Origin of the sequence: Faecalibacterium tardum (assembly GCF_040096515.1) — a bacterium.
Classification (GTDB): domain Bacteria; phylum Bacillota; class Clostridia; order Oscillospirales; family Ruminococcaceae; genus Faecalibacterium; species Faecalibacterium tardum.
Map to the genome: position 1 here is coordinate 48,779 of NZ_JBBMEO010000005.1, position 24,462 is coordinate 73,240.

A 24,462-nucleotide genomic window follows, 5' to 3' on the forward strand; every position below is an offset into this window, starting at 1 on the left:
TTACAAAGCCATTAGCTGTTGGCGCTGTTGGCGTTCACGATCTTGGCGGCGGGCAGCTTGCCCATGGCAGAGCTGCTCAGGCTGCTCGCCATCTGAGCACCGTAGGCGGCAAGGGCGTCGTCCAGCTCCTCGCCCTTCATGTCGCTCAAAATCTGGCTGCGCAGAGCATCCAGCGTGGAAACGCCCAGCGGATCCAGACGGACGGCCAGCATCATGGCATAGCCGGAGTACTGGATGGCAGCTGCCTGTCCGTAGGCAAGGCCGCGCAGGGTATCGGCGGCACCCTCCTGCGTAAAGGCGTCGGTCAGGTCGCTTTCGCCCAGCAGGTCGGTCTGCAGGGTGCTGGTGGAGGGTACCTCGGCGTCCAACACGGCGCAGATCCCGGTCAGTGCGCTGCTTGCGATGCTGTTAAAGGCGGCCATCTGGCTGGAGGTGTCCTCCGGAGCGTTGGCGTTGTAGTTGTCCGCAGCCTTCTGGGCAAGGGAGAGCATCTCGGCCTTCTGGTCATCACTGGCAAAGGCGAAGGTGCTGGTGCTGTACAGAGGCACGGTGATAAAGCCGATCTCGTACATGGTGCTGTCCAGATGCTCGGTCAGCTCGCCGTCCTCCACAGGGGTCTCGCCGTCCTTGCCGTAGATAAGATCCAGCAGCAGGGTGTGCTTGTATTGCAACTGCTGGAACAGCTTCAAAGTCTCCAGCCCGATGCCGTTGGCGGTGTAGGCATCGCCGTAGTTGTCCATCAGCTGCTGGGCGTAGCTGTCGGCGGCGGACTTCTGCTCCTCGGTCAGCTCACCGCCCAGTTCAGTAAAGCGGGCATCCACGGCGGCAAGGGTCTGCAGGGTCTCAAGGGTCTTTTGTGCCACATAGTCCTTTACCACGGCGGTCTCGCCGGTGTCGGCATCGGTGGTGATGGTGGCCTTGAGGAAGGACTTTACCTTGCTGGTGTCCTGCTCAGAGTCTGCCAGCTGCGCAGCCTGCTGGTAGGCATCGTACTGCGCCAGCAGATACAGGCCGCTGGTCACCTCAAAATCGCCGATCTTGCCTACGGTGTCCGGGGTGGAGAGTGCACAGCCCACAAGGCTGACGGTCAGTGCAAGTGCGCATACCAGCGCAAGCAGTTTCTTTTTCATGCGTTTTGCTCCTTGTTTGTTTTTATAAAACCTGCTCAGTCACGCTTGCGCGTGCCAGCTCCCCCTGTTTGGGGCGCTTTTTCGCGTTCGGTGCCGGTCAGGATATCTGCCATTGCTTTCAGGATGTTTTGCAGCAGTTCCAGCGGCTTTTCGTTCGGCTGTAACACCACCGAGAGATAGGGCTTTGTGCCCGCGCCGGCGGTGACCCGGCCATTGAAAGCCTGTAACAGGCCGCGTATCATGGCAAGGTCCAGCGTTTCCAGATTCAGCACAAGGGTATCCTTCTTCTGGGTCACCTCGTACACGCCCACGGCAGCGGCCTGCACGCGGACAAGGGAAACGTTGACCAGATCGCTCACCGAGGGCGGCGGGTCGCCGTAGCGGTCGATAAGCTCGTCCAGCACATCGGCGGCGTCCTCCGGGGTCTGGATGGCGGCAATACGCTTGTAGGCTTCGATACGTCCCGCGCCGTCCGGGATATACTTTTCCGGGATAAAGGCGTCCACCCGCAGGTCCACAAGACAATCGCTCTTGTCCCGCTGGACGGGCTCGCCCCGCGCCCGGGCAATGGCCTGCCCCAGCATTTTAACGTAGAGGTCGTAGCCCACGGCTTCCATGTGGCCGTGCTGGCTGTGCCCCAGCAGACTGCCCGCGCCGCGAATTTGCAGATCCCGCATGGCGATGCGGAAGCCCGAGCCAAAAGCGGTGAATTCCCGGATGGCGGAAAGCCGCTTCTGGGCGATATCGGTCAGGGTCTTGTCCCGGCGGAAGGTGAAGTAGGCGTAGGCCTTGCGGCCGGAGCGCCCCACCCGCCCACGGATCTGGTACAGCTGCGCCAGACCCATGCGGTCGGCGTCCTCAATGATGAGGGTGTTGCAGTTGCGCACATCAATGCCGGTCTCGATAAGGGTGGTGCAGACCAGAATATCGATCTCGCCGTTCAGCAGGTGCTGCCATACGGGGTTCAGCTCCTCCTCGGTCATCTTGCCGTGGGCGATGCCCACCCGCGCGCCCGGCACCATCTGGCTGACATGGGCGGCGCAGGCTTCGATGTTGTCCACCCGGTTGTGCAGGTAGTACACCTGCCCGCCCCGGGCAAGCTCCTTCTTCATAGCTTCGGCCAGAATAACGTCGTTGTATTCCAGCACAAAGGTCTCCACCGGCTGCCGCTCAATGGGCGGCTGCTCGATGGTGGAAAGATCCCGGATGCCGCTCATTGCCATGTTCAATGTGCGGGGAATGGGGGTGGCCGACAGGGTGAGCATATCCACCCCGATGAAGTTTTCCTTCAGCTTTTCCTTGTGCTTTACGCCAAAGCGCTGTTCCTCGTCGATGATGACAAGGCCGAGGTCGTGGAACTTCACATCTTTGGACAGCAGCCGGTGGGTGCCCACCACGATATCCACGCTGCCAGCCTGTAAGCCGCGTAACGTCTCCTTTTGCTGTTTTGCGGTGCGGAAGCGGGACAGCATCCCGATCTTCACCGGGAAGGCCTCCATGCGGGAGAGCAGGGTGTTGTAGTGCTGCCACGCCAGCAGGGTGGTGGGGGCCAGCAGGGCGCATTGCTTGCCGCCCATGATGCACTTGAAGGCGGCGCGCAGCGCCACCTCGGTCTTGCCCACGCCCACATCGCCGCAGAGCAGCCGATCCATGGGGTAACCCTTTTCCATGTCCTGCTTGATCTCGGCGGTGGCGTGCAGCTGGTCGTCGGTCTCGTCGTAGTCAAAGCGGGTCTCAAAGTCCCGCTGCCAGTCGCCGTCCGGCGGGAAGGCGTAGCCCGTGGCCTGACGGCGGCGGGCGTAAAGCTCGATCAGCTCCTGCGCCATCTCCTCGGTGGCTTTTTTCACCTTGGCGCGGGTGCGCTGCCACTCGGTGCCGCCCAGCTTTGCCAGCTTTACCTTTTCCTCATCGCCGGGGGCGGTGTAGCGGCTGAGCAGATCCAGCTGGGTCACCGGCACATACAGCACGTCCGAGCCGGAATACTGCACCTTGAGGTAGTCCTTGGTAGCGCCCTGCACCTCCAGCCGCTGGATACCGGCGTACATCCCGATGCCGTGGCTCTGGTGCACCACATAGTCCCCGGGCTTGATGTCCGAAAGGCTGGACAGGGCGTTTTTGTTCTTCTTGCGCTTTTTGGCTTCGGCGGCGGCTTCCTCGTCCAGCCCGTGGCGGCGGCTGGAAAGCACCGCCGCATGGGCAAAGGGGAAGGTGCACCCGGCGGTCAAGTGCCCGGGCAGCACCTGCAAAATGCCCTTGGCGGGGCGCACATCCCGGCTCATGCTCACGGCGTAGCCCTTGTCGGCAAGGTCGCGGGTCAGAGCGGCTGCGCCCTTGGGTGTGCCGGCAAACAGGGTGATGGCGTAGCCTTGGGCAATGAGCGGGTCTAAGTCCTCCCGCAGGGAGGCAAGGTCGCCGTTCCAGTTGGGGGCGGCAAAAGCCTCGGCGTTGATGAGGTCTTTCAGCTTGAACTCGTTCATCCCGCGCAGGAAATTCTCGCACAGCAGGGTGCTGTGGTTCTGGGCGGCAATGACAAGATCGTCCATGGTCTGGTACAGCACATCCAGCCCGGGGCAGAGTACGCCTTCTTCCAGCAGTCCGGTCAGCTCCTCGCTGCGGCGGAACTCAGTGGCCTTTTGGGCATCCCGGATGCCGCCAACTTCATCCAGAATGAACAGCGGCGCGTCCAGATGGTCCAGCAGCGTGGCGGGGGCGGGGTAGCGGATGCCGTAATATTTATCCATAGCCTCCGGCATCAGGCCGGAATCCAGCTGGGAAAGATCGGCTTCGGTGGCCTTTTCCAGCGCGGTGCGGTGCTTGCCGCGCGCCTTTTTGATGGCGCTGCGCAGCGCCTCGGCAGTCTCGGCGGTGCTGCCGAACAGCACCTCGCGGGCAGGGGAGAGGTATATTTTTTCCAGTGCGCCGTCCCGCCGCTGGGTCAGCAGGTCAAAGGAGGACATGGAGTCGATCTCGTCGTCCCAGTACTCCACGCGGGCGGGCTGACGCATATCCGGCGCGTAGATATCCACGATATCGCCGCGCACACTGAACTGCCCCGGGCCGTCCACCTGACTGCGGCGCACATACCCGGCGGCAAACAGCCGCGCCACCAGCGCTTCGCGGTTATACACCATGCCGGGCTTTAAGGTGAGGGTATTCTGAATGAACTCAGCCCGGGGCACGGTGTACTGCAAAAGTGCTTCGGCGGGCACGCAGACGGCCTGCAGCCGTCCGCCCGCCAGTGCGCCCAGCACCGAAAGGCGGCGGTACTCGTACTCGCGGCCTGCGCCCTCCACCGGGCGCAGCATAAAGTCCCGGGGCGGGAACACCGCTGCGGTAAGCCCCAGCGCCTTGAGGTCGTCCGCAAAGTGGGTGGCCTCGGCCTCGCCGGGTGTCACGATGCACAGCACCCGGCCAAGGTCTTTTTGCAGGGCGGCATACAACAGCGCCCTGCCTGCGGGCGGCAGACCGAACAGCGCCGCCGGCCCTGCCGAGCCAAAGCTTGCGGCGACCTTCTGATATTCCGGTGTGGCCTTGAGTAAGGCTTCGTACATGGAAAAACCTCCTTTCCTACTGGGATGACCATTGAAAATGCGCTCCGCTTTGCTCTGCGCATAATCAGCGGAAGAATGATTTATATTTTGCAATTCAGGAAAATCTGCGGATTTTCCTGAATTGCTTTTTCACGGGTGGGGTCGTAAAGGCAAACGGCAAAACTCCCTCAGTCAAAACCTGACGGTTTTGCCAGCTCCCTCGGGGAGGGAGCCTCTGGCGCGCCCGAGAACTTTCTCTTTTTGCCTAATACTTTAGTAACGAGCCTTAGACCTTGGCTCCCCCTTTGGGGGAGCTGGCGCGGGAGCGCCTGAGAGGGCGTTTACCCGTTATACTTGCTCTGTGCCAGACTTAGCTTACCGTCCATGATAAGCTTTGCGGCGGCTTCAAGGTCGGGGTAGCGGTCGGCGATGGCCTTGGCGTCCTCCGGCGGGAACTTGCCCAGCACCCATGCGGCAAGGTCGTAGTCCGGGTGGGGCTTTGCGCCGATGCCGATGCGGATGCGGGGAAAGTTCTCCCCGCCCAGCCGGGCAATGATGCTTTTCAGGCCGTTGTGCCCGCCCGCAGAGCCGGAGGGACGGATGCGCAGCTTGCCGGGTGCTTGCGTAATGTCATCGCACAGCACCAGCACATGGTCGGCAGGGATCTTGAAAAAGCCCGCCATAGGGGCGATGGAATCGCCGGAGAGGTTCATGTAGGTCAGGGGCTTCAGCAGCACCACCTTGTGGCCGTCCACCTCGCCCTGTCCCCACAGGCCTTGGAACTTGGTCTTGGACACAGAGATATGCCACTTGTCGGCCAGCGCGTCCAGCGCGGCAAAACCGGCGTTGTGGCGGGTGCCATCGTACTTTGCTTCGGGGTTGCCCAGCCCTGCAATGAGCCAGATATCGTTTTCATTCATGATGTGATAATACCTTTTCCTGATAATAGTGTGATACAACATCTAAGTATAACATACGCGCGCGCAAAAAGATATACATTATAAGCGAAAAATGGGCAAAAAAATGCCCCCGTGCCGCAGGGCACAGGGGCAGGGAAGCATTATATTACAGGTTCAGCGTGATGGCAGCGGCCTTCCAGCGGCCCTCCTCCTTCACCATGGTGATGGTGCCGGACACCTGCGCGGCGGCGGTGCTGTCCGTGGCGGTCAGCAGGGCGGCAGAAAAGTCGTAGCAGTTTTCTGCCCCGGCGCGCTTTTTCAGGGTGAGGTCGGCGGGCACCAGCTTGTCGCCGGACTGCCCGGCCAGCGCGGTGATGCGGGTGGGCAGGCGGTTTGCCATGACTTTGTTCAGGCAGTCGGCTGTCATGGCATCGCCCAGCTGCGCCTGAAGAAAGGCGTACAGCCCATCGGTGTCCACAGCAGCAAGCCCCGGTTCGCTGCCGGCGGGCGCGGCGGCATCCACAGCCTGCTCTACGGCAGAGGAGCAGGAGAGCAGCTGCTGCACTACGAACTCGGCCTGCTTTTTGGCGGGGTCGCTGCGCAGACGGGTCAGGGCAAACACGGCGGCAACAGCCGCGAAAAAAAGGACAAGGCTCAGCGCCTGCTTGCGAAAACTTTCAGACTTCATACGTAGCTCCCTTCCGACAAAGCGTTACTTGCTCTGCTCGTTTTCCAGCTTCTGCTTTTTGGCGATGTAGGCTTCCATCTTGGGCTCTGCCCAGCCGTCCAGATTGGTCTGGCGCTCCCGGGCGATGCCCAGTGCCTGTGCGGGCACATCCTTGGTAATGGTGCTGCCGGCGGCGGTGTAGGCACCGTCGCCCACCTTGACCGGGGCCACAAGGTTGGTATTGCAGCCGATGAAGCAGTAATCACCGATCTGGGTGCGGAACTTATCCTTGCCGTCGTAGTTGCAGGTGACGGTGCCGCAGCCGAAGTTGCAGTATTTGCCCACATCGCTGTCGCCGATGTAGGTCAGGTGGCTCACGGTGTTGCCCCGGGCAAAGTTGGAGTTCTTGGTCTCTACATAGGCACCCAGATGCACGCCGTAATCGGTGACAGTGTTCACCCGCACATGGGTGAAGGGGCCGATGTTGTTGTGCGGGCCGATATGGCTGCCGTAGATCTGGCTGGCGTTCACGGTGGTGCCTTCGTCCACGGTGCTGTCCTCGATCAGGGTGTTGGGACCGATGACACAGCCCGCGCCGATGACCGTCTTGCCCCGCAGGATGGTGCCTGCAAGAATGACAGCACCCGGGGCAATGACCACCTCCGGGGCAATCTGCACGGTGCGGCTGTCAATGACCACGCCGTTTGCAATGTGCTGCACAAGGATGTCCTCACGGGCAGCCTCGGCGGCATCCAGCTGTGCCAGAGCAGCGGCACGGGCCTGCTCAGAAATAGGATTCTGCATGAAAAAAATCTCCCTTCCCACCAAAGCGCGCGGCGGAAGAGAGACGGGAAAGGCGACCGGAAAATTGTTGCCTGTCCGCCCCAGCACCCCGCTGCGGAAAGCTTTGTTCCGACAAAATAGAATTTGAAAAGTTACAGGGATAGAAAGTTGTATCCAACAGGACGAGAAATCGCGTGTACAAACAAAAAACCTCTCGAACTTTCTCCCATTCTATACTACCTTAAAACTTAGCAAATTTCAAGGGATTTGCATAAAAAATAACAGACAAATTCGGGATTTTGCATGGTGGAAAGGAATGGATTTTCTGGTATAATAGTTTAGCATTCATAAAACAATGTTCATCGTACGTTCAAGACAAGGCAAACGATGAGACCGCGGCTGCCATGCCGCCGGTCACGAATGGGAGGTAAACAACGCATGAGCAAAAAGTATCTGTACTACTTCAGCGAAGGCAATGAAGCTTTCGGCGGTGACAAGGTCACCATGAAGAACACGCTGGGCGGCAAGGGTGCCGGTCTGGCCGAGATGACCGCAGCCGGTATGCCGGTGCCGCAGGGCTTCACCATCACTACCGATGCCTGCACCCAGTACTACGCAGACGGCCGTCAGATCAATGACGAAATCACTGCTGACATCTTTGAGCACCTCAAGGGTCTGGAAGAGATCACCGGCAAGAAGTTCGGCGACAACACCAACCCCCTGCTGGTCTCCGTCCGTTCCGGCGCACGTCAGTCCATGCCCGGTATGATGGACACCATCCTGAACCTGGGCCTGAACGACGACGCTGTTGAGGGTCTGGCAAAGAAGACCGGCAACGCCCGTTTTGCATACGACTGCTACCGCCGCTTCGTGCAGATGTTCGCCGACGTCGTTATGATGGTCCCGAAGAGCCTGTTCGAGGTCGAGATCGACAAGATGAAGGAAGCCAAGGGCGTCAAGAACGATGTGGACCTGACTGCTGACGACCTGAAGGAACTGGTCGGCACCTTCAAGAAGATCTACGAGGAGAACGAAGGCCGTCCCTTCCCGCAGGATCCCCGCGATCAGCTGATCGAGGCTGTCAAGGCCGTGTTCCGCAGCTGGGATAACCCCCGTGCAAACGTCTACCGTAAGATGAACGAGATCCCCTACGAGTGGGGTACCGCTGTCAACGTGCAGCAGATGGCCTTTGGTAACTCCGGCGACCGTTCCGGCACCGGCGTTGCATTCACCCGTGACCCCGCCACCGGCGCTAAGAAGCTGATGGGCGAGTACCTGATCAATGCACAGGGCGAGGACGTTGTTGCCGGCGTGCGCACTCCTTCTCCCATCAGCCACCTGAAGGATCAGATGCCTGAGGTGTACGATCAGTTCGTTGAGATCGCTACCCGTCTGGAGAACTACTTCCGCGATATGCAGGATATGGAGTTCACCATTGAGGACGGCCACCTGTATATGCTGCAGACCCGTAACGGCAAGCGTACCGCACAGGCTGCTCTGCAGATCGCCTGCGATCTGGTGGACGAGGGCATGATCACCGAGCAGGAGGCTGTCCTGCGCGTGGAGCCCAAGCAGCTGGATACCCTGCTGCATCCCCAGTTCGATGCTGCTGCCCTGAAGGCTGCAGAGGTCGTTGGCAAGGGTCTGGCAGCTTCTCCCGGTTCTGCCTGCGGTCAGATCGTCTTTACTGCTGAAGAGGCAGAGGAGATGGTCAAGTCCGGCAAGATGAAGAAGGTCGTTCTGGTGCGTCTGGAGACCAGCCCCGAGGATATCGTGGGTATGCAGGTCTCTCAGGGCATCCTGACCGTCCGCGGCGGTATGACCAGCCACGCAGCCGTTGTTGCCCGTGGTATGGGCACCTGCTGTGTCTCCGGCTGCGGCAACGACAACGAGGTCAAGATCGATGAGGAGGCAAAGACCTTCGAGATCAACGGCCACAAGTTCGTCGAGGGCGACTGGATCTCCATCGACGGCTCCACCGGCAACATCTACGGCGAGCAGGTTGCAACCGTGGCAGCTACCGGCAACAAGAACTTCAACCGCTTCATGGGCTGGGCAGACGCAGCTCGTCAGCTGCTGGTCATGACCAACGCTGATAACCCGCGCGACGCACAGCAGGCAGTGGATCTGGGTGCTGAGGGCATCGGCCTGTGCCGTACCGAGCACATGTTCTTTGCTGAGGACCGCATCAAGGCTGTCCGCGAGATGATCTGCGCACGCACCGTGGAAGAGCGCGAGGCTGCTCTGGCCAAGGTTGAGCCGTTCCAGCAGGGTGACTTCGAGGCTATGTACCGCATCATGGGTGAGCGCCCGATGACCATCCGTTATCTGGACCCGCCCCTGCACGAGTTCCTGCCCACCAAGGACGAGGACATCAAGGAGCTGGCTGCCGACATGGGCATGACCTACGAAGACCTGAAGAACGTGGTTGCTTCTCTGCACGAGTTCAACCCCATGATGGGTCACCGTGGCTGCCGTCTGGCTGTTACCTACCCCGAGATCGCTGCTATGCAGACCCGCGCTGTGATCAAGGCTGCTCTGAACGTCTCTGCTGAGACCGGCCATGTGATCACCCCGCACATCATGATCCCGCTGGTCGGCGAGGTCAAGGAGCTGAAGTTCGTCAAGGACGTTGTCGTCAAGGTTGCTGACGAGCTGATCGCTGCTGCCGGCGTTGACATGAAGTATCAGGTCGGTACCATGATCGAGATCCCCCGTGCAGCCCTGACTGCCGGCGAGATCGCTAAGGAAGCTGAGTTCTTCAGCTTTGGCACCAACGACCTGACCCAGATGACCTTCGGCTTCAGCCGTGATGACGCTGCCAAGTTCCTGGGCGCATACTACGAGAACAAGATCTACGAGAGCGATCCGTTCCAGCATCTGGATCAGATCGGTGTCGGCAAGCTGGTCAAGATGGCTGCTCACGACGGCCGTGAGACCCGCCCCGATCTGGGTCTGGGCATCTGCGGCGAGCACGGCGGCGACCCCACGAGCGTGGAGTTCTGCCACAACGTCGGTCTGGACTATGTCAGCTGCTCTCCCTTCCGTGTGCCCATCGCACGTCTGGCTGCTGCTCAGGCTGCTATCAAGAACCCCCGCAAGTAATTGCGTGAGCGCTTGAAAAAGCACAAGTAAAGCATCAACTCCCCCTGATTTCCGTAACAGGAGATCAGGGGGAGTTTTTTCTTATGTAAGGTGTGAAGCAGGTTGAAAACAATGCAGACTGTAAGATACTGGAAGATGGAAAATGATAAGTGATAGAAAGAATAGGGTAAGCAACAAATTTTATTCATGGATTTTCATGATAGCCGGATTGAGATTTCCTCCGATTTATGATATTCCTGTATTTGGATTTTGCACCTAAAATACATACAGAAAGTTGGGGCGCGAAACTATGTCAAAGAAAGAAGCAAATTTTGACTTATACCTACATGATTTGTTGGTTGAAGCTGGCATTCAGGCAGACACACAAGGCAGTAATATTGTTCCTATCAATGATGCACTGAAAACAGCGTCAAAGCACCAGACAGGCAAGGCAGGATTTCCAGAATATACGGCGGTTGTGGGTGATTTTGTCCTTGTCATGGAAGATAAGGCAGACCGTGCGAACCTCTGCTTAAAAGAAGCGGACGGCACTATTTCTATGACTGTGCAGGCAACAACAGATTATGCCGTCAACGGTGCGTTGCACTATGCACAGCACATCTTACAGAAAACTACCTATAAAAAAGTTTTTGCGTTCGGCAATGCCGGTGATAGCAAGCACCATACTTTACAGCCGCTATTTGTAGATAAGAACGGTTATAAGTGGCTGCCAGAAGTCCAGACATTTGAGAATTTTTCAGCAGCACATATTGTGGAATATTACAAGCAGATTGTACTTGAGGAAACGCCGCCGGAAGATATTGAACTTGCTGACATTCTGAAGAAGGCAAAGGAACTTCACGAATATTTGCGGAATTACGGCGGGCTTGGAGAAGATGAAAAGCCGCTTGTTGTATCTGCAATTCTTCTTGCATTGCGGGAAAAAGAATACGGCTTTAATTTGAATCAGTTGACGGGTGACACACTGGAGAGCAACACGGACGGCGCTATTTTGTATCAGTATCTTGAAAAGAATCTGCAACGCGCAAAAATTGCCCCGGAAGTAAAAAAACAGCGTGTTTTGAACCAATTCACACTGATAAAGGATAGACCGCAGTTAAACACAAAGCGTCAGGATCTGGGCGACAAAACACCTCTGAAATACTTCACGGAGTATATCAACGACAATATTTTTCAGGCGATTGTGTCAAACGGGCGTGAAGATTATCTGGGACGGTTTTACGGAGAATTTGTTTCTTATTCGGGCGGGGACGGTCAGGCTTTGGGCGTTGTGCTTACGCCTCGCCATATTACGGAATTATTCTGTGAATTGGTGGATTTAAAGCCTACAGATGTTATATTTGATCCATGCTGCGGTACAGGGGGCTTTTTGATTTCGGGAATGCACAAAATGCTCCGGGCTGCGAAGAATGAAACAGAACGTAAGCACATCAAGCAGCAGCAAATTCACGGAATAGAAATTCGTGACGATATGTTTTCAATCGCTACAACAAATATGATTCTGCGCGGTGACGGGCAAAGCAACCTGATTTGCGAAGATTTTCTGGCACAAGACCCCGGCGAATTACAGCTAAAGGGCGGTGGCATTACCGTAGGTTTTATGAATCCGCCGTATTCACAGGCAAAAGGCAAGGATACTGCGAACCTTTCAGAACTGTGCTTTATCCGTCATTTGCTCAATTCAATCACAACAGGCGGGCGTGCTGCTGTGATTGTACCTGTGTCCGCTATGATTGGAAAGACAAAAGAGGATAAAGCGGTCAAGCAGGATATTTTGAAAAAACATACCTTAGAGGGTGTTATCAGTCTGAACAAGGACACTTTCTATCGGGTCGGCACTGTTCCCTGCATTGCTGTTTTCACAGCGGGCGAATCGCATCCGGCAGATAAGATTGCAAAGTTCATCAATTTTGAAGATGATGGCTTTGAAGTCAAAAAGCATTTGGGGCTTGTGGAAACCGAACGCGCAAAGGATAAACGACAGTATCTTCTTGATTGCTGGCGCGGTAAGGTTGCGGATTTTCCGTCAAGTTTTATGGTGGAAACAACCGTTGAAGATACAGACGAATGGCTGCATTCCTTTTACTACTACAATGATGAAATACCAACAGAAGCGGACTTTATGAACAGTATTGCCGATTATCTGACATTTGAGTTTAATATGGTTACGCACGGAAAAGGGTATCTGTTCGGACAGAAAGGTGGTGACAGCAATGCTTGATTTGCATGATAGAGAATGGTTGGCAATTCCATTAAGTAGTGTTTTTTCGATTAAATCCACATCAAGTGGAATAGATAAGAATAAATTGATATATCAATCCGGTAAATATCCGTACGTGACACGCACGGACACAAACAATGGAATCAACGATTTCATATGTGAACAACCTTCTTATGGTATGGATACAGGTAATTGTATTACTGTTGGATTAGATACGCAAACTGCATTTTATCAAGAAAATTCCTTCTATACAGGACAAAATATACAGGTGCTTAGGAACGATAAATTGAATGCGATAAATGCAAAATTCCTTATTCCGCTAATAAAAAGCACATTATCTATTTTTAGTTGGGGCGGAAACGGTGCAACATTGACGCGTTTAAGGCGTAGTAAAATTATGCTCCCCGTTGATGAATCCGGCAACCCTGATTATGCCTTTATGGAACAGTACATTAAGGAACGGGAAAGGCAGATAGTACAAAGTTACATTGATTATACTAGTGAAAATATCCAAATGGGGGGGGAGCGCTTCCGACATTGAATGAAAAAGAATGGAAGTCTTTCCTTATTTCCGATATCTTTGATATTTTTCCGGGAAAACGGTTGGTTGCGGCAGATACTACTGCCGGAAATAGACCGTTTATTGGTGCATTAGATAACAACAATGGTGTTGCTCGTTTTGTAAGTGATACGAATGAATCGTTGGATAAAAATGTACTCGGAGTCAATTATAATGGAAACGGCATGGTTATTGGCTTTTATCATCCTTATGAATGTATTTTCTCCGATGATGTTAAACGCTTTCACTTGAAGCACCATGAAGATAATGAATTTGTGTTATTATTTATGAAGGTTGCTATCTTACAGCAAAAAAATAAGTTTGGATACTTGTATAAGTTCAATTCTGAACGAATGGCAAATACTGGGGTGATGCTCCCTGTTGATGAATCTGGAAATCCTGATTATGCTTTTATGGAACAGTATGTGAAACGGGTGAAAGAAACAATAAAATTACAATATCTGCAAGGAAAAATGGCGGTCATTGTTTGACCGCCATTTTTTTGCCACAAAATCAGAAAAACAACGGAAATATGTATACCGCCGTACACGCAGGCCGAGCATCAGCTACTTGCAGGAACATGGCCTTGATTTGAGCATCAGCTGCCAAATCAAGGCCATCAGTGAGTGGAAGCTGGATTTGATAGCGGCAAAGGTGTTTGAACATCTCACATTTGACAAAGGCAAGACCGTCAAAGAGGTATACCGGATTCTGAACCGCTGCAGGGCAGAGGAAAAGACTGTGCGTATTTCCAGAAAGGCAATGCTGGAAAAGAGCATCGCTAAGCAGAGAGAGCGGCTGGACAAGTATATTGACCTGTGTGCAGACGGCATCATCACCAAACAGGAGCTTATGGAACGCCGCAAAGGCTTAGACAACCAAATCGCTGATCTGCAATCCCAGTATGAGAGCGTAGAACAGGAGGATGAACGCAGTGGAGCACTGGACATGAAGCTGATCTCGCAGAAGCTGGATGAATGGCAGCGGGCATCAAAGAACGATGTTGATCGGGAGCTTATCAACAGCTGTGTGGCGCAAATCACGCCTTTGACAAATGAAGAATTTCGCTGGGCACTCGACTTTCAGATGTCAGAGGTACAGGCGAGAAACGCCGCAGCATATACGATGGATGGCTTTGTAGAGATGGCACGCTTTTCGATTTCCTTTGAGGAGGCAAAGGCTTTTAAGGCATCCCGAAATCAGGGAATCCGCAAAAATGAATGGCAGGATCTCACGGTGGTTGTGGGAATCTGGTCGAAAACGCAGAAGTAGGAGGCTGTGTCAGCTGTGCCGGTTGTGTCAGAGATTTTCAAAATAAGTTTTTTATATCCTTATATCTCCACCCATAAAACACCTGAAAGATACGAAAACATAAGACTGATTCGCAAAAACACTGACACATCGGACACACTTGGTACAGGTTAGGCGTATTTGAAGCAGATATAATGATATATTATACCCTTGGATAGAAAGACCAGTAAGCAATCACATCAGCTTACTGGTCTTTGATTTTTACAGAAAAACGGAGGAAAAATCAATGGCAGAAATCTTAGAAAAAGTATTGGTGGAGGTGGTGAAAGCAGTCGGAAAAGGTGCTGCGAAGATCATTGTCTGGATGGCTCATCAGATTGAAAAGAAATAAGACAATCAAAAATTTTGGAGGTAAAGATTATGTCCGCAAATGTTGAAACCATGTTCTCTGTCCGTGAGACCCCCTGGCACGGCCTTGGCCGGATCATCATGGATGCCCCTGCAAGCCGTGAAGCCTTGGAACTGGCTGGTCTGGATTGGCAGGTAGAGAGCCGTAATATCTATTCTGGTACAGGTGCTATGATCCCCGGTTATCGGGCTAACGTCCGCAGCATGGATAATGCCGTACTCGGTGTCGTATCTGACCGCTACCGCATTGTGCAGAACGAAGAAGCATTCCAGTTCACCGATGACCTGCTGGGTGAGGGCGTTACTTACGAAACCGCTGGTTCTTTGCAGGGTGGCAAGAAGGTCTGGATGCTGGCAAAGCTGCCGGAGAAGTACATCATCGCCGGAGATGAAGTGACCCCCTATCTTGTGTTCTTCAACAGTCACGATGGCAGTTCTGGTGTAAAAGTTGCCATGACCCCGGTTCGTGTAGTCTGTCAGAATACCCTGAATCTGGCTTTGGGTACTGCAAAGCGCATCTGGACTGCTCGCCATACCGAAAATGTTCTGCTCCGGGTGCAGGATGCCCGTGAAACCTTACAGCTTGCCAACAGCTACATGGGGGAGCTGGGCAAGGGTATCCATGAGCTGACCACCATCAAGCTGTCTGACCGCAAGGTGCAGGAATTTATCAACGAGTTCTTCCCCATCACGGAAGACTTAACCGATGGCCAGCGGAAAAACAACTTGCGCTTGCAGGAAGATTTGAAAGCTCGCTATTATAATGCACCTGATTTGGAATGGGTCGGAAAGAATGGTTGGCGTTTTGTGAACGCTGTTTCGGACTTTGCTACCCATGCAGACCCCATCCGTAAAACTCGCAACTACAACGAAAATCTGTTCTTGCGCACCGCAGAGGGCAATCCCATGATCGACAAGGCTTACAAGATGGTGCTGGCAGCAGCATAAAGGAGGACGTATGAACGATGTGAGCAACCGGGCTGTCCGGGAATTTTCTGAGTTCCTGAACAGCATTGAAGCCGATTTCCCGAAGCCGACTTGCACCACGGCATACGAGATCACGATGAAAAGCACCATTGTCAGTGCTTTAATCACGCTGGACACCGAAAAGCAGATGGACGAGCGTTTCTGGAACCATCTCCGGGTGCAGCGAAATATTCTGGATTTCCTGTATGCCCTGTGGCTGGACGATGACCGTACCTTGGTGGATGAATTTTCCACCATTATCAAAGACTTGGTGGAATATGATTTCTCTATTGCGGAAGAACAGATGAAAGAGAGGTTGAACATTGCATGAAACGACTTGTATCTACACGGAACCTGTCCAAAGAAGATTGGCTCCGCTACCGCAAATGCGGCATTACCGGCACGGATGCCGGGGCTATCCTGGGCCTGAATCCCTATCGCTCCGCATTTCAGGTGTACTACGATAAAATCAGCGATACCATTGAAAATATCGACAACGAGGCCATGCGGCAGGGTCGTGACTTGGAGGATTATGTGGCGCAGCGATTTTCCGAAAAAACGGGCTTTAAGGTGCGCCGTGCAAACGCTATCTATCAGAGCGAGGAACACCCGCTGCTTCTGGCGGACTTCGACCGTCTAATCGTTGGGCAGAAAGCAGGATTGGAGTGCAAAACGGTCTCGCCGTTTTCTGCGGACAAATGGGCTGATGGAAAAATCCCTGCACATTACATGGCTCAGGTCAATCACTATCTGGCTGTCAGCGGTTTCGACTGCTGGTATATGGCGGCTCTGATTTTCGGCAGAGAGCTGGTGATTCACAAGATCGTGACGGATAAGCAGGTGCTTTCTGACCTTATTGATAAGGAAGAGCTTTTCTGGACGAATCATGTTGTGCCCCAGATTCCCCCTGCACCCAACGGTTGCGATTGTGACACCCAGCAGATCAACCAGATGTATGAGGTGGACAACCGGGACAAGACCGCTGACCTGAGTGCCTTGCATGGACTTCTGGATAAGCGGCAGGAGATTTCCGACCAAATCGAGCAGATGGAACAGGAGAAAACGGCCATCGAGCAACAGGTCAAGCTGCAAATGCAGGATGCTGCCTATGGCACGGCACCGGGCTATAAGGTGTCGTGGGTATCCTCCGAAAGTAAGCGTGTGGATTCTCAGCGACTGCGGAAAGAGCAGCCGGCCATTTTCAACCAATACAGCAAAAATGTAAGCAGCCGCAGGTTTACCATCGTTCATGCGGCATAATTGTATGGCGGCAGAGAGCAGCTTCTCTGCCGCCTTTTTTCTTGGAGGTTTGATTATGGCTACAGAAAATCCGTTCGTAAAATTATTCGCTATCGACTTCAAAGATCATCTGGAAGTCAAGAAGTCCGGCAATACCGAGCTGAAATATGTAAGCTGGGCGTATGCCTGGGCAGAGGTGAAAAAACTGTATCCCGCTGCCAGCTATGAGGTCAAGAAATTCAACGGCCTGCCCTATGTTTATGACCCCATCACCGGCTTCATGGTGTATACCACTGTCACGATTGAGGGCGTTTCGCACGAAATGTGGCTGCCTGTACTGGATGGCGCAAACAAAGCCATGAAAGCTGTGCCTTATACCTACACCACCCCGAAATGGGACTACAATCCGCAGACCCGCCGCCGTGAAAAAATCGGCATGGAAGAGCGTACCGTAGAAGCAGCCTCCATGTTCGATGTGAATAAAGCTATCATGCGGTGCTTGGTGAAGAACCTTGCTATGTTTGGCCTTGGCCTGTACGTTTATGCCGGAGAGGATTTGCCGGAAGATGCTGCACCGCAGCCGGAGGCAGAACCGCAAAAGCAGCCGAAACCGAGATCCGCTAGCCCGAAGCAGGAACAGCCGCCTGTGCCCTGCATCTGTGCCCGGTGCAACCAGCCTATCAAGAGGGTCAAGCTGAAGGATGGCTCCATCATGCAGGCGGCAGAGTTTGCAGCCACCCATGAGGGAATGTGCGCTGACTGCTATAAGGCTACAAGACTAAACGTAGCATAAGGAGAAGGAGATTTTACGATGAAAGAAGAAAAAATCAAAGTCCTTGCGCTACTGCCAATGGAGCTGCCAAAGGAGATTGATCTGGACAACACCCTTGAAGCCATGCAGAACTTTGTAGGCGGGCTGATCGAATGCATCGCCTTAAGTGACACCGGTTCAGAGGTCACACTGGTCTGCAATGATGAAGGCAAGCTGCTTGGCCTGCCTCTCAATCGTCCGCTATGGGATGGAGCCGATGTTCTTGCCGGGCCGGGATTTCTGGCCGGATGCGACAACGAAGGGAATCTGACTTCTCTGCCGCAGAGTGCAATGGATTTCTACAAAGAGAAATTCAGAGCTTTTATCATTGAAATTTAAGGAGGAACGCCTTATGACCTTTAATGCAATGACCGAACGTTACGAAGAAATCACGGTTTGCGGAAAGCCTGCACTGTTCACCAGCATCCGCATCAGGAGAGATACCATCCCGGATGGTCTGTACGCCTACGATGTTCGGCATGATGACGAGTGCCGGGGCATCCCGTGTGAGATCGCACCCTTTGTGATGGTCAACCACTGGGGCACCATCATCCTTGCGGAACCGCTGGAACTGCCGGACGATGGGCGGCGATATATTGACGAGGACACCGACTGGAACTACGCTCCGTTTGGAGGAACAGAGAACAATCAAAAGCCATGTGTCACAGTGGAAGAATTTATAGAGACCTATTTGAAGCAGGAATAGCAGAAAACTTGTGCCGAAAAGGTATTAAAAATGCCGTTCGTCATTTTAGCGTTATCAATCTGCTAAGATAAATTGCCCAATCTCGCTGTAATTGATACTTTTCTGCACCTACGGCATTTTTGATACAGAAAGAAAAAAGTTATGAGTATTTATGGCTATTGCAGAATTTCCACTGCAAAACAGAGTATCGACCGCCAGATCCGCAACATCAAGGCAGAATACCCGACTGCCCACATTGTACAGGAAGCCTACACCGGCACATCCATTTTTCGCCCGGAATGGCTGAAGCTCTACCGGATTCTGAGAGCCGGAGATGTGGTAGTGTTCGATTCGGTGTCCCGGATGTCCAGAAATGCAGAAGAAGGTTTTACTCTGTACGAAGACCTTTACCACAAGGGCATCCGGCTGGTGTTCTTGAAAGAGCACCACATCGACACCGAGACCTACAAAAAAGCCCTGTCCGGCAGCATTGCCATGACAGGGACAAATGTGGACTTCATCTTGAAGGGCATCAACGAGTATCTGATGGCCTTGGCAAAGGAGCAGATCAAACTGGCCTTTGAGCAGTCCGAAAAAGAAGTTGCCGATCTGCACCAGCGCACCCGTGAGGGCCTTTTGACCGCCCGGCTGAACGGCAAGCAGGTTGGCCGTAAGAAAGGCATTGGCTTTGAAACCAAAAAGTCCAAAGCAGCCAAGGAGAAGATCCGTGCCCATTGTAAGGCGTTTGGCGGCACATTGGATGACATGGAGTGCATGAAATTGACTGGACTTGCCCGGAATACTTATTATAAATATAAGAGGCAAATTCGGGCTGAGTTGACTGACGAGGGAAACTTAAAAAGGAAGAGTTGTTATGAAAAACGAAAAATGTGTAAAAGATGAACCCCATAGTGAATTTACGAAGGAAGAACAACAGGAATTTTTGAATTTGTTGAATCACATAACCCCGGAACAGCGTGAAGCACTGAAAAAAGTTCTGAAGACCTTTATCTAATGAAGAAGGGCGCCAGGTGACGCAATGGTCGCTGGGCACCCTTCTTTTTTGTAAGGGTTTACTTTATTCAGGCAGAAATGCCTGAATCAAATCCAAAATAGCGATTCTTTGCGAGGGCGAAAGTCTATCCCAGATGGTCAAAAGGGATTTCTGCTCATCTGTCAAATGGTGAACGGCGGCATCCTCCTCAAAAAACTGCGACAGCGTGATGCCAAGGCCGTGACAGATCTTTTCAATGGAGGCGACGTTGGGCTGAAGGTTCCTTCTGCGCCACGTTGATAAGGTGGATTGCGTCAGGCCGGAGTTCTCGGCAAGGGTATATTCGGACCATCCACGGGCTAACCGCTCCCGGTCGATCCTTCCCAGAATGTCAAAGTTCGGCTTCTCGCGTTCCATGTCATAGACCTCCTTGGATAAATCGTAGTGTTACTTACGATTTTAAGGATGGATGCCTTGACAGGTAATTATATAAATCGTATAATTTTAACAAGATAAATCAAACTATAAGCCAGCGCGTTGGGCGCTATGGAAAAGGGGATGAATCGAAAACAGCAAGTTGCAAGGGTTCAAGTCTGTATGGCGGTACATTTGAGAAAGGTTGGAGGAAAAAAGATGGAAATGGTTGTCTTTATCGTGTATTGTGTGCTGAGCTATTGGGCGGTCGGGCAGACCATCTTTGCAAACAAAATTCAGATCGGGTCAATGAAGGATGTTTTCCTGACACGGTTCGTTCTTGGTGTGCTGCTGGGGCTGATTTTGATCCCGGTGGCGATTCTGAAAAAGCTGTGCAGCCATTGAAAATCGGAGGAAACATCATGAAAGAACGATTTGAAATCTATGATGGCAGTGCAGAAGCTAAAAAAGCCAAAGGAAAATCCAAAAATCTGAGCGGCTTTCACCCGCTGTTTACTGCATCTGCCCGCAGAAGCATTGCGCTGGATTCCTTAAAGATCTGGCTGCTACTGGGATTTATTGTGGGCGTGGTGACAGGTGTTGCAACCGGCGCCGGAGCGGTGTCGGTCCTTTTAGGGCTTCTGATCGCCGCAGTGATCTATTTTGGCTTCCGGGATGATGTCTATAAAAAAGTCTATGGCCCGGAGCATGACAGAGGCCAGCTGCCTTTGCCGGAAGGAATGAGCTGGGAAGAAGCTGTAGACCGCATCCGGCGCGGATTTGCCAATCCGGAGGTTGAACAGGTGACGGATACTGCGGATGCCATGACCTTTTACAGCAAAAAGCGTGGTACCTATCAGCTGAAAAACACAGCCGATGGTCTGAAAATGATCATCCTGACCAAGCCATCCAAGAGTAGCAAGAAAGAATACCTGTATGCGGTGTTCAGCAGCGTTCTGTTGTCGCAGGTGATCGCCATCCTGTACCCTGAAAAAATTTCTGCGGAGCAGGTGGAAGAAGAAAAGGAGGCAGTCCGGAAGCTGTTCGGCGCACATAAGATGCCTCTGGTCATTGAACTGGCGATTACAGCGGCGTTTGTTGCAGTCGCGGTATATATGTTGTATCCTGTGCTTTACTCAGACAATGCCCGTTCCAAAGGAGTTTCGGACGGATACTTGAGTGTCTTCCCGGCAGAAGCCACAGTAGGCGAGGTGCTGGACGATTTCTTTGCAAACGGCAAGTGGGAAAATTATGAACAGGATGGAGTGACTTTTGTCCACTACAGCGGTGAGTGCGTCAGTACACAAACGGGAGAAAAAGCTACCGTTGGCATCTATTTCAAGTTGAATGATGACAGCTCTTTTGAAATCGACCGGATGACCATGAACGGCGAAACGCTGAACCTGATAATGCAGAACGTCGCACTTTCCGAGATCAGTGACAGCTATTGCAAAGATCACGGCCTTGCCAGCAGCAATGCGCTGGAGGGCAGTCTCGATGAGCTGGAAAATGCGCTGAATGATGCCCTTGCCGATTCATCTTCCAGCGTCAGCGTGGCAGAACCTGAGAGCGAAACCTACACAGAGGATGCGGATTCCGACAATTCTGCCCAGACGGCTACCAGATCAGACCGTAAAGTTGTTAGCACGAATGGAATGGATACCTATTCGGAACTTTCTGGCGAGATCTCTGTGGACGTGAGCCACTATGAAATCGGAGAAATGCCGGAAAATGTAAAAGAATACTATCTCAGCTATGGGAGTGATTTTGATACTGCATGGCTGAACGCATTGTATACGGACGTATATGAGTATAGCGGAAAGTATAGCAATCAGGTTGCGTGGGAGCGTTTTACGGAGTATATGGTATTTTATGATGAGGTGGTGGATTATAACAATGAGCTGGCACCGGCACCGGCACTCTATGACGTATATTACGCATACGACCCCGCCACAGAGGAAGAAGCAGCCCTGTGCGTGGATGATGTAATCCAAATTGCGGAAGAGAACGGTGCTGAAATCCAGATTTGGTAAAAGTACAAGAGCGTAAAATTCTTCTTGAAATTTGAGACGAGCGCATTAAAAATCGATAGAATCGAATCCCGCTGGATTCCTGCTGTGGAGTCCAACGGGATTCTTTTTGCCCCAAACGAAGGATATGGTTTACTGACATTGGCTCATATACTGGATCAGGTCTTGTTTGTAAACCTTCCAGAGTTTTCCCATCTTGAAGGCGGGAATTTCGCCGCTGTTCAGAAGACGAAGCAGTAGATTTCTGCCAACATGCGTAATTTCCATGACCTGCCGGAAGCTCAGGACATCGGGATAGTTGTCTAGCATTGAAAATCAACTCCATTCTTGTGATTCTAATGAATTTTCGTTCTGTTTTGCACGGATTATTTTTTGTTCGCTCAAAGCCCTTGTACCCTTGTGCATAAGGGCGCACATGGAAATCTGCCGCATTGACGATCATTCAGGATGCGGCAAGGGATGATCACGTCGTTGATCTCTAATTTTTCCAAAGCCTTTGCGATTTTCTTTTTATGATGTATCTTATCGGTCAGTTCCGGCTCATCCTGCGCTTCGATATACGCAGCGACAAGTTCTTTGGTATCGTCATCAAGGTTGCTCGTTTGTACGGCTTTCAGAGCAGTTGGAACGTTATACCACGAATGCTTGCCAAAAAAATCGACGGCATACCGATATAGAAAGAACGGAATATCATCGCTGATTTTATCAAAATAATGAAACAGCGCATGATTCCTAAACCGGAGTTTTGAAGATTCCAACTTATCGTGTTCAAATTCTTTCAGACTGGGGCGCTTTAATTGAATTTCATATCGAATCAGATTTTTTGAGCGTTCCAAATCATCTGGAGAAATCGGATAGCTCTCCTTTTCACAATTCAAGAGCTGCTGATGCTTGTCATAGAGTGCAAAATCGTACCACGTTTTTTCGAATTTACAGCTTCGGATCTCATTGTGCTGGTTATAGTGCAGTGCGCGACCTTTCCTGTACGGGTCAACGCTTCCTGCATAACGAATAATTTTTACCATCAGCGAGGGATCGCATTTCACATAGAAGTCTTGTGTAATATCCAACCGATGCATTTTCCATTTAACAGACTCCTCAATTTCAAGGAGTCCAAGCTGCTCCAATTCATCCAGAAATGCCTGCTCTTGCATGACCAAACCTTCTGGTGATAAGTCTGTTAAACTTAAACGAGATGGATCACCTGCAATCCGAGCGAGGTTCACACCAGATAACGTTATGTATCGCTTCTTAAAATCTGGATAATCTGCCAATGTGATGGTCAAACCGCCATCCTTTCTTTTATAAGAGTAGCCTTTTTTCGAGGAGCCATGATACGGAATCCGATAGTATTTTCCAGCGGATACCATTTTTTGAATTGCCATAAATACAGTACGCTTCGCTTCGCAATCCGTGTACGTTCCATTCACTTCAAACGTATGAATGGAAGGTGCTAAAAGTGGGAGCTTCTTTGCCATTGTCATAAAAAACACCTCATTTTGTGATTTATCAGGATGTTATGAATCAAATAGAAATTGATCGGGAGGAACAACTACTATAAAAACGCATAGCATTCTATCTGGTGATTTATGACACTGTTATCCATAGATCGAAATCTAATAGAATGATAATAAACTGCTTTTTGGGGCTTTCTTATAGGGCGATTTGATCAAAGGCAGCGTATTTTCTATCTTTGCACTTCAAATTCATTGTGACAAATGAAAAAATCATTACAGATCACAGTAAATCCAGTTTCGACATTTGGGATGGCTTTCGTCCAATCAGACAGGTCTGGTCTTCTTTATCAAAAGCCAGCGGGCATTTTGTATCTTGTTTTGTGAGTGGAAAGAAGGTACAATAATAACAAGTGACTCACATCTGCGAGGTGATACTATGCTGAACATCTACTTTGGAGATATGCCGGAGGCAGTCTACAATACTTCGGTCTATTTCAATTACACTTATGAGGATGAATGGCTGACTTCTGACTTTGCCAAAGAGGTCATCAAGAAAATTGATAAGTCCGATGTCAAAGGCCCTCATGCGGTGGAAAGCCCGGTTCTGGGTGTCATCTCGCCGGAAAAACTGTCCGGCGGCACGAAAACGCTTTTGCTGATGGCAAACGACCCGGAAAAGGTATTCAATGCCTCGACTTGTGGCGATAACTGTGCACCTTTTATTCTGAAGCTGGCGAAAAAGAAGAACTTGACCATCAACCTGCGGCATCTCATGGATTTCGGCAAGAAGAAATTCCCGGTGGATGTGAAAGTACTGAATACCGGTGATGTGGTGCACAGCATGGAAGAACTGATGCCGATTGCATTTCAGTTTGTGTGACAGCTGAAAGTGAGTTTTTTTGACGAATTGAAATGAAATTCTGAGATTGATATTTTTCGGTTGCTATGGTAAAAAAGCAGGTTGCTGATCTGCCCGCCATCGTCAGTAAAGACGAAGCCTATCAGAATGCTATAAAAAACTCAGATGCACGGAATGCTCGTGTTGAAAGCGACCGTGCAACGATGCAGGCGATTCTCGATTCCATGAGTACGACGATTGAACTGTATAAGGCAGTGAACGAAAACCCGGCACTCTGTAAGTGGATTCAGGATATGGTTTTTGCCAACACGTATCAGACTTCGCCGCCTGCCAAAGAAGATCAGCCTGATTTCGATTGAAACACCAAAAGATATGTGATAAAATCAACTTATGATAGGGGATTATGCCCATCACCGGGTGCTCGGCCTATCAATTCGCATGAAATCTGGATTTT

Annotated in this window: 24 protein-coding genes; 16 read left to right on the forward strand and 8 right to left on the reverse strand. The window is 51.9% G+C overall.

The genetic code is table 11. The features are described from left to right. Positions 1–11: 11 nt before the first annotated feature. The 5 genes from WMO44_RS05540 to WMO44_RS05560 all read right to left on the reverse strand — a co-directional run bounded on the left by WMO44_RS05540 (position 12) and on the right by WMO44_RS05560 (position 7,030). On the reverse strand, positions 12–1,130 hold the full coding sequence (locus tag WMO44_RS05540; RefSeq protein WP_349152005.1) for a foldase: 1,119 nt from the start codon (positions 1,128–1,130) through the stop codon (positions 12–14). Between the two features lie 35 nt (positions 1,131–1,165). Beyond that, a complete protein-coding gene (gene mfd / locus WMO44_RS05545; RefSeq protein ID WP_349152006.1) occupies positions 1,166–4,681 on the reverse strand; it encodes a transcription-repair coupling factor in 3,516 nt (1,171 codons plus the stop codon). A gap of 320 nt (positions 4,682–5,001) precedes the next feature. Further along, on the reverse strand, positions 5,002–5,580 hold the full coding sequence (gene pth / locus WMO44_RS05550; RefSeq protein ID WP_349152007.1) for an aminoacyl-tRNA hydrolase: 579 nt from the start codon (positions 5,578–5,580) through the stop codon (positions 5,002–5,004). 145 nt (positions 5,581–5,725) lie between these two features. Then, positions 5,726–6,247 carry a hypothetical protein gene (locus tag WMO44_RS05555; protein ID WP_349152008.1) on the reverse strand — a complete coding sequence of 174 codons (522 nt, stop codon included), beginning with the start codon at positions 6,245–6,247 and terminating at the stop codon, positions 5,726–5,728. Between the two features lie 24 nt (positions 6,248–6,271). Next, on the reverse strand, positions 6,272–7,030 hold the full coding sequence (locus tag WMO44_RS05560) for a DapH/DapD/GlmU-related protein (protein ID WP_249253315.1): 759 nt from the start codon (positions 7,028–7,030) through the stop codon (positions 6,272–6,274). A gap of 417 nt (positions 7,031–7,447) precedes the next feature. Between WMO44_RS05560 and ppdK the strand changes: the two genes are divergently transcribed. From ppdK to WMO44_RS05625, 13 genes are all read left to right on the forward strand, one after another. Next, a complete protein-coding gene (ppdK, locus tag WMO44_RS05565; RefSeq protein WP_349152009.1) occupies positions 7,448–10,114 on the forward strand; it encodes a pyruvate, phosphate dikinase in 2,667 nt (888 codons plus the stop codon). Between the two features lie 289 nt (positions 10,115–10,403). After that, positions 10,404–12,335 (forward strand): HsdM family class I SAM-dependent methyltransferase, encoded by a 1,932-nt coding sequence (locus WMO44_RS05570; RefSeq protein ID WP_349152010.1) that lies wholly within the window; start codon positions 10,404–10,406, stop codon positions 12,333–12,335. Further along, on the forward strand, positions 12,328–12,876 hold the full coding sequence (locus WMO44_RS05575; protein ID WP_349152011.1) for a restriction endonuclease subunit S: 549 nt from the start codon (positions 12,328–12,330) through the stop codon (positions 12,874–12,876). The genes WMO44_RS05570 and WMO44_RS05575 overlap by 8 nt, the downstream gene beginning before the upstream one ends. Continuing rightward, positions 12,873–13,385, forward strand: coding sequence for a restriction endonuclease subunit S (locus WMO44_RS05580; RefSeq protein ID WP_349152012.1), 513 nt, complete (start codon positions 12,873–12,875; stop codon positions 13,383–13,385). The genes WMO44_RS05575 and WMO44_RS05580 overlap by 4 nt, the downstream gene beginning before the upstream one ends. A gap of 100 nt (positions 13,386–13,485) precedes the next feature. Further along, a complete protein-coding gene (locus tag WMO44_RS05585) occupies positions 13,486–14,166 on the forward strand; it encodes a hypothetical protein (RefSeq protein WP_349152013.1) in 681 nt (226 codons plus the stop codon). Positions 14,167–14,565: 399 nt separating this feature from the next. Then, positions 14,566–15,501, forward strand: coding sequence for a DUF932 domain-containing protein (locus WMO44_RS05590; RefSeq protein ID WP_349152014.1), 936 nt, complete (start codon positions 14,566–14,568; stop codon positions 15,499–15,501). A gap of 10 nt (positions 15,502–15,511) precedes the next feature. Further along, entirely contained in the window at positions 15,512–15,850 is a 339-nt protein-coding gene (locus WMO44_RS05595; RefSeq protein WP_112149172.1) for a DUF3848 domain-containing protein, read from the forward strand. After that, positions 15,847–16,779 (forward strand): YqaJ viral recombinase family nuclease, encoded by a 933-nt coding sequence (locus WMO44_RS05600; protein ID WP_349152015.1) that lies wholly within the window; start codon positions 15,847–15,849, stop codon positions 16,777–16,779. Before WMO44_RS05595 ends, WMO44_RS05600 begins: the two co-directional genes overlap by 4 nt. 55 nt (positions 16,780–16,834) lie before the next feature. Further along, positions 16,835–17,551, forward strand: a complete 717-nt coding sequence (locus WMO44_RS05605) for a Sak single strand annealing protein (RefSeq protein ID WP_249236511.1) — start codon at positions 16,835–16,837, stop codon at positions 17,549–17,551. Between the two features lie 18 nt (positions 17,552–17,569). After that, positions 17,570–17,908 carry a DUF3846 domain-containing protein gene (locus WMO44_RS05610; RefSeq protein ID WP_055185458.1) on the forward strand — a complete coding sequence of 113 codons (339 nt, stop codon included), beginning with the start codon at positions 17,570–17,572 and terminating at the stop codon, positions 17,906–17,908. Positions 17,909–17,921: 13 nt separating this feature from the next. Then, positions 17,922–18,275, forward strand: a complete 354-nt coding sequence (locus tag WMO44_RS05615) for an LPD28 domain-containing protein (protein ID WP_349152016.1) — start codon at positions 17,922–17,924, stop codon at positions 18,273–18,275. Between the two features lie 141 nt (positions 18,276–18,416). Further along, on the forward strand, positions 18,417–19,157 hold the full coding sequence (locus tag WMO44_RS05620; RefSeq protein WP_349152017.1) for a recombinase family protein: 741 nt from the start codon (positions 18,417–18,419) through the stop codon (positions 19,155–19,157). Continuing rightward, the gene (locus tag WMO44_RS05625) at positions 19,129–19,269 is read left to right on the forward strand and encodes a hypothetical protein (RefSeq protein ID WP_172679778.1); all 141 of its coding nucleotides are present in this window, start codon (positions 19,129–19,131) and stop codon (positions 19,267–19,269) included. The genes WMO44_RS05620 and WMO44_RS05625 overlap by 29 nt, the downstream gene beginning before the upstream one ends. A 63-nt stretch (positions 19,270–19,332) precedes the next feature. Here WMO44_RS05625 and WMO44_RS05630 read toward each other — a convergent pair whose 3' ends face one another. Beyond that, positions 19,333–19,665, reverse strand: coding sequence for a helix-turn-helix domain-containing protein (locus WMO44_RS05630; protein WP_055185455.1), 333 nt, complete (start codon positions 19,663–19,665; stop codon positions 19,333–19,335). A 257-nt stretch (positions 19,666–19,922) separates the two neighbouring features. Here WMO44_RS05630 and WMO44_RS05635 point away from each other — a divergent pair, with 257 nt between their 5' ends. After that, positions 19,923–21,695, forward strand: coding sequence for a hypothetical protein (locus tag WMO44_RS05635; RefSeq protein WP_349152018.1), 1,773 nt, complete (start codon positions 19,923–19,925; stop codon positions 21,693–21,695). Positions 21,696–21,824: 129 nt separating this feature from the next. On the opposite strand, the gene WMO44_RS05640 is transcribed toward WMO44_RS05635, so the two are convergent. Then, positions 21,825–22,001 carry a helix-turn-helix domain-containing protein gene (locus WMO44_RS05640; RefSeq protein WP_005920908.1) on the reverse strand — a complete coding sequence of 59 codons (177 nt, stop codon included), beginning with the start codon at positions 21,999–22,001 and terminating at the stop codon, positions 21,825–21,827. Positions 22,002–22,072: 71 nt separating this feature from the next. Continuing rightward, a complete protein-coding gene (locus WMO44_RS05645) occupies positions 22,073–23,176 on the reverse strand; it encodes a hypothetical protein (protein ID WP_349152019.1) in 1,104 nt (367 codons plus the stop codon). A 409-nt stretch (positions 23,177–23,585) separates the two neighbouring features. On the opposite strand from WMO44_RS05645, the gene WMO44_RS05650 reads away from it, so the two are divergent. Together WMO44_RS05650 and WMO44_RS05655 are read left to right on the forward strand one after the other, a co-directional pair. Continuing rightward, positions 23,586–24,029, forward strand: a complete 444-nt coding sequence (locus tag WMO44_RS05650) for a DUF4869 domain-containing protein (protein ID WP_055185452.1) — start codon at positions 23,586–23,588, stop codon at positions 24,027–24,029. 65 nt (positions 24,030–24,094) lie between these two features. Beyond that, the gene (locus tag WMO44_RS05655) at positions 24,095–24,367 is read left to right on the forward strand and encodes a hypothetical protein (protein ID WP_207642866.1); all 273 of its coding nucleotides are present in this window, start codon (positions 24,095–24,097) and stop codon (positions 24,365–24,367) included. Positions 24,368–24,462: the final 95 nt, after the last annotated feature.

Bases quoted from the DNA above. Each gene is read 5' to 3' on its own strand.
- WMO44_RS05640 (WP_005920908.1), bottom strand. From the start codon at position 22,001: ATGCTAGACAACTATCCCGATGTCCTGAGCTTCCGGCAGGTCATGGAA.
- WMO44_RS05655 (WP_207642866.1), top strand. From the start codon at position 24,095: ATGGTAAAAAAGCAGGTTGCTGATCTGCCCGCCATCGTCAGTAAAGAC.
- WMO44_RS05605 (WP_249236511.1), top strand. From the start codon at position 16,835: ATGGCTACAGAAAATCCGTTCGTAAAATTATTCGCTATCGACTTCAAA.
- WMO44_RS05645 (WP_349152019.1), bottom strand. From the start codon at position 23,176: ATGACAATGGCAAAGAAGCTCCCACTTTTAGCACCTTCCATTCATACG.
- WMO44_RS05615 (WP_349152016.1), top strand. From the start codon at position 17,922: ATGACCTTTAATGCAATGACCGAACGTTACGAAGAAATCACGGTTTGC.
- WMO44_RS05555 (WP_349152008.1), bottom strand. From the start codon at position 6,247: ATGAAGTCTGAAAGTTTTCGCAAGCAGGCGCTGAGCCTTGTCCTTTTT.
- WMO44_RS05595 (WP_112149172.1), top strand. From the start codon at position 15,512: ATGAACGATGTGAGCAACCGGGCTGTCCGGGAATTTTCTGAGTTCCTG.
- WMO44_RS05575 (WP_349152011.1), top strand. From the start codon at position 12,328: ATGCTTGATTTGCATGATAGAGAATGGTTGGCAATTCCATTAAGTAGT.
- WMO44_RS05590 (WP_349152014.1), top strand. From the start codon at position 14,566: ATGTCCGCAAATGTTGAAACCATGTTCTCTGTCCGTGAGACCCCCTGG.
- WMO44_RS05570 (WP_349152010.1), top strand. From the start codon at position 10,404: ATGTCAAAGAAAGAAGCAAATTTTGACTTATACCTACATGATTTGTTG.
- pth (WP_349152007.1), bottom strand. From the start codon at position 5,580: ATGAATGAAAACGATATCTGGCTCATTGCAGGGCTGGGCAACCCCGAA.
- WMO44_RS05610 (WP_055185458.1), top strand. From the start codon at position 17,570: ATGAAAGAAGAAAAAATCAAAGTCCTTGCGCTACTGCCAATGGAGCTG.
- mfd (WP_349152006.1), bottom strand. From the start codon at position 4,681: ATGTACGAAGCCTTACTCAAGGCCACACCGGAATATCAGAAGGTCGCC.
- WMO44_RS05620 (WP_349152017.1), top strand. From the start codon at position 18,417: ATGAGTATTTATGGCTATTGCAGAATTTCCACTGCAAAACAGAGTATC.
- WMO44_RS05630 (WP_055185455.1), bottom strand. From the start codon at position 19,665: ATGGAACGCGAGAAGCCGAACTTTGACATTCTGGGAAGGATCGACCGG.
- WMO44_RS05600 (WP_349152015.1), top strand. From the start codon at position 15,847: ATGAAACGACTTGTATCTACACGGAACCTGTCCAAAGAAGATTGGCTC.
- WMO44_RS05540 (WP_349152005.1), bottom strand. From the start codon at position 1,130: ATGAAAAAGAAACTGCTTGCGCTGGTATGCGCACTTGCACTGACCGTC.
- WMO44_RS05560 (WP_249253315.1), bottom strand. From the start codon at position 7,030: ATGCAGAATCCTATTTCTGAGCAGGCCCGTGCCGCTGCTCTGGCACAG.
- WMO44_RS05625 (WP_172679778.1), top strand. From the start codon at position 19,129: ATGAAAAACGAAAAATGTGTAAAAGATGAACCCCATAGTGAATTTACG.
- ppdK (WP_349152009.1), top strand. From the start codon at position 7,448: ATGAGCAAAAAGTATCTGTACTACTTCAGCGAAGGCAATGAAGCTTTC.
- WMO44_RS05650 (WP_055185452.1), top strand. From the start codon at position 23,586: ATGCTGAACATCTACTTTGGAGATATGCCGGAGGCAGTCTACAATACT.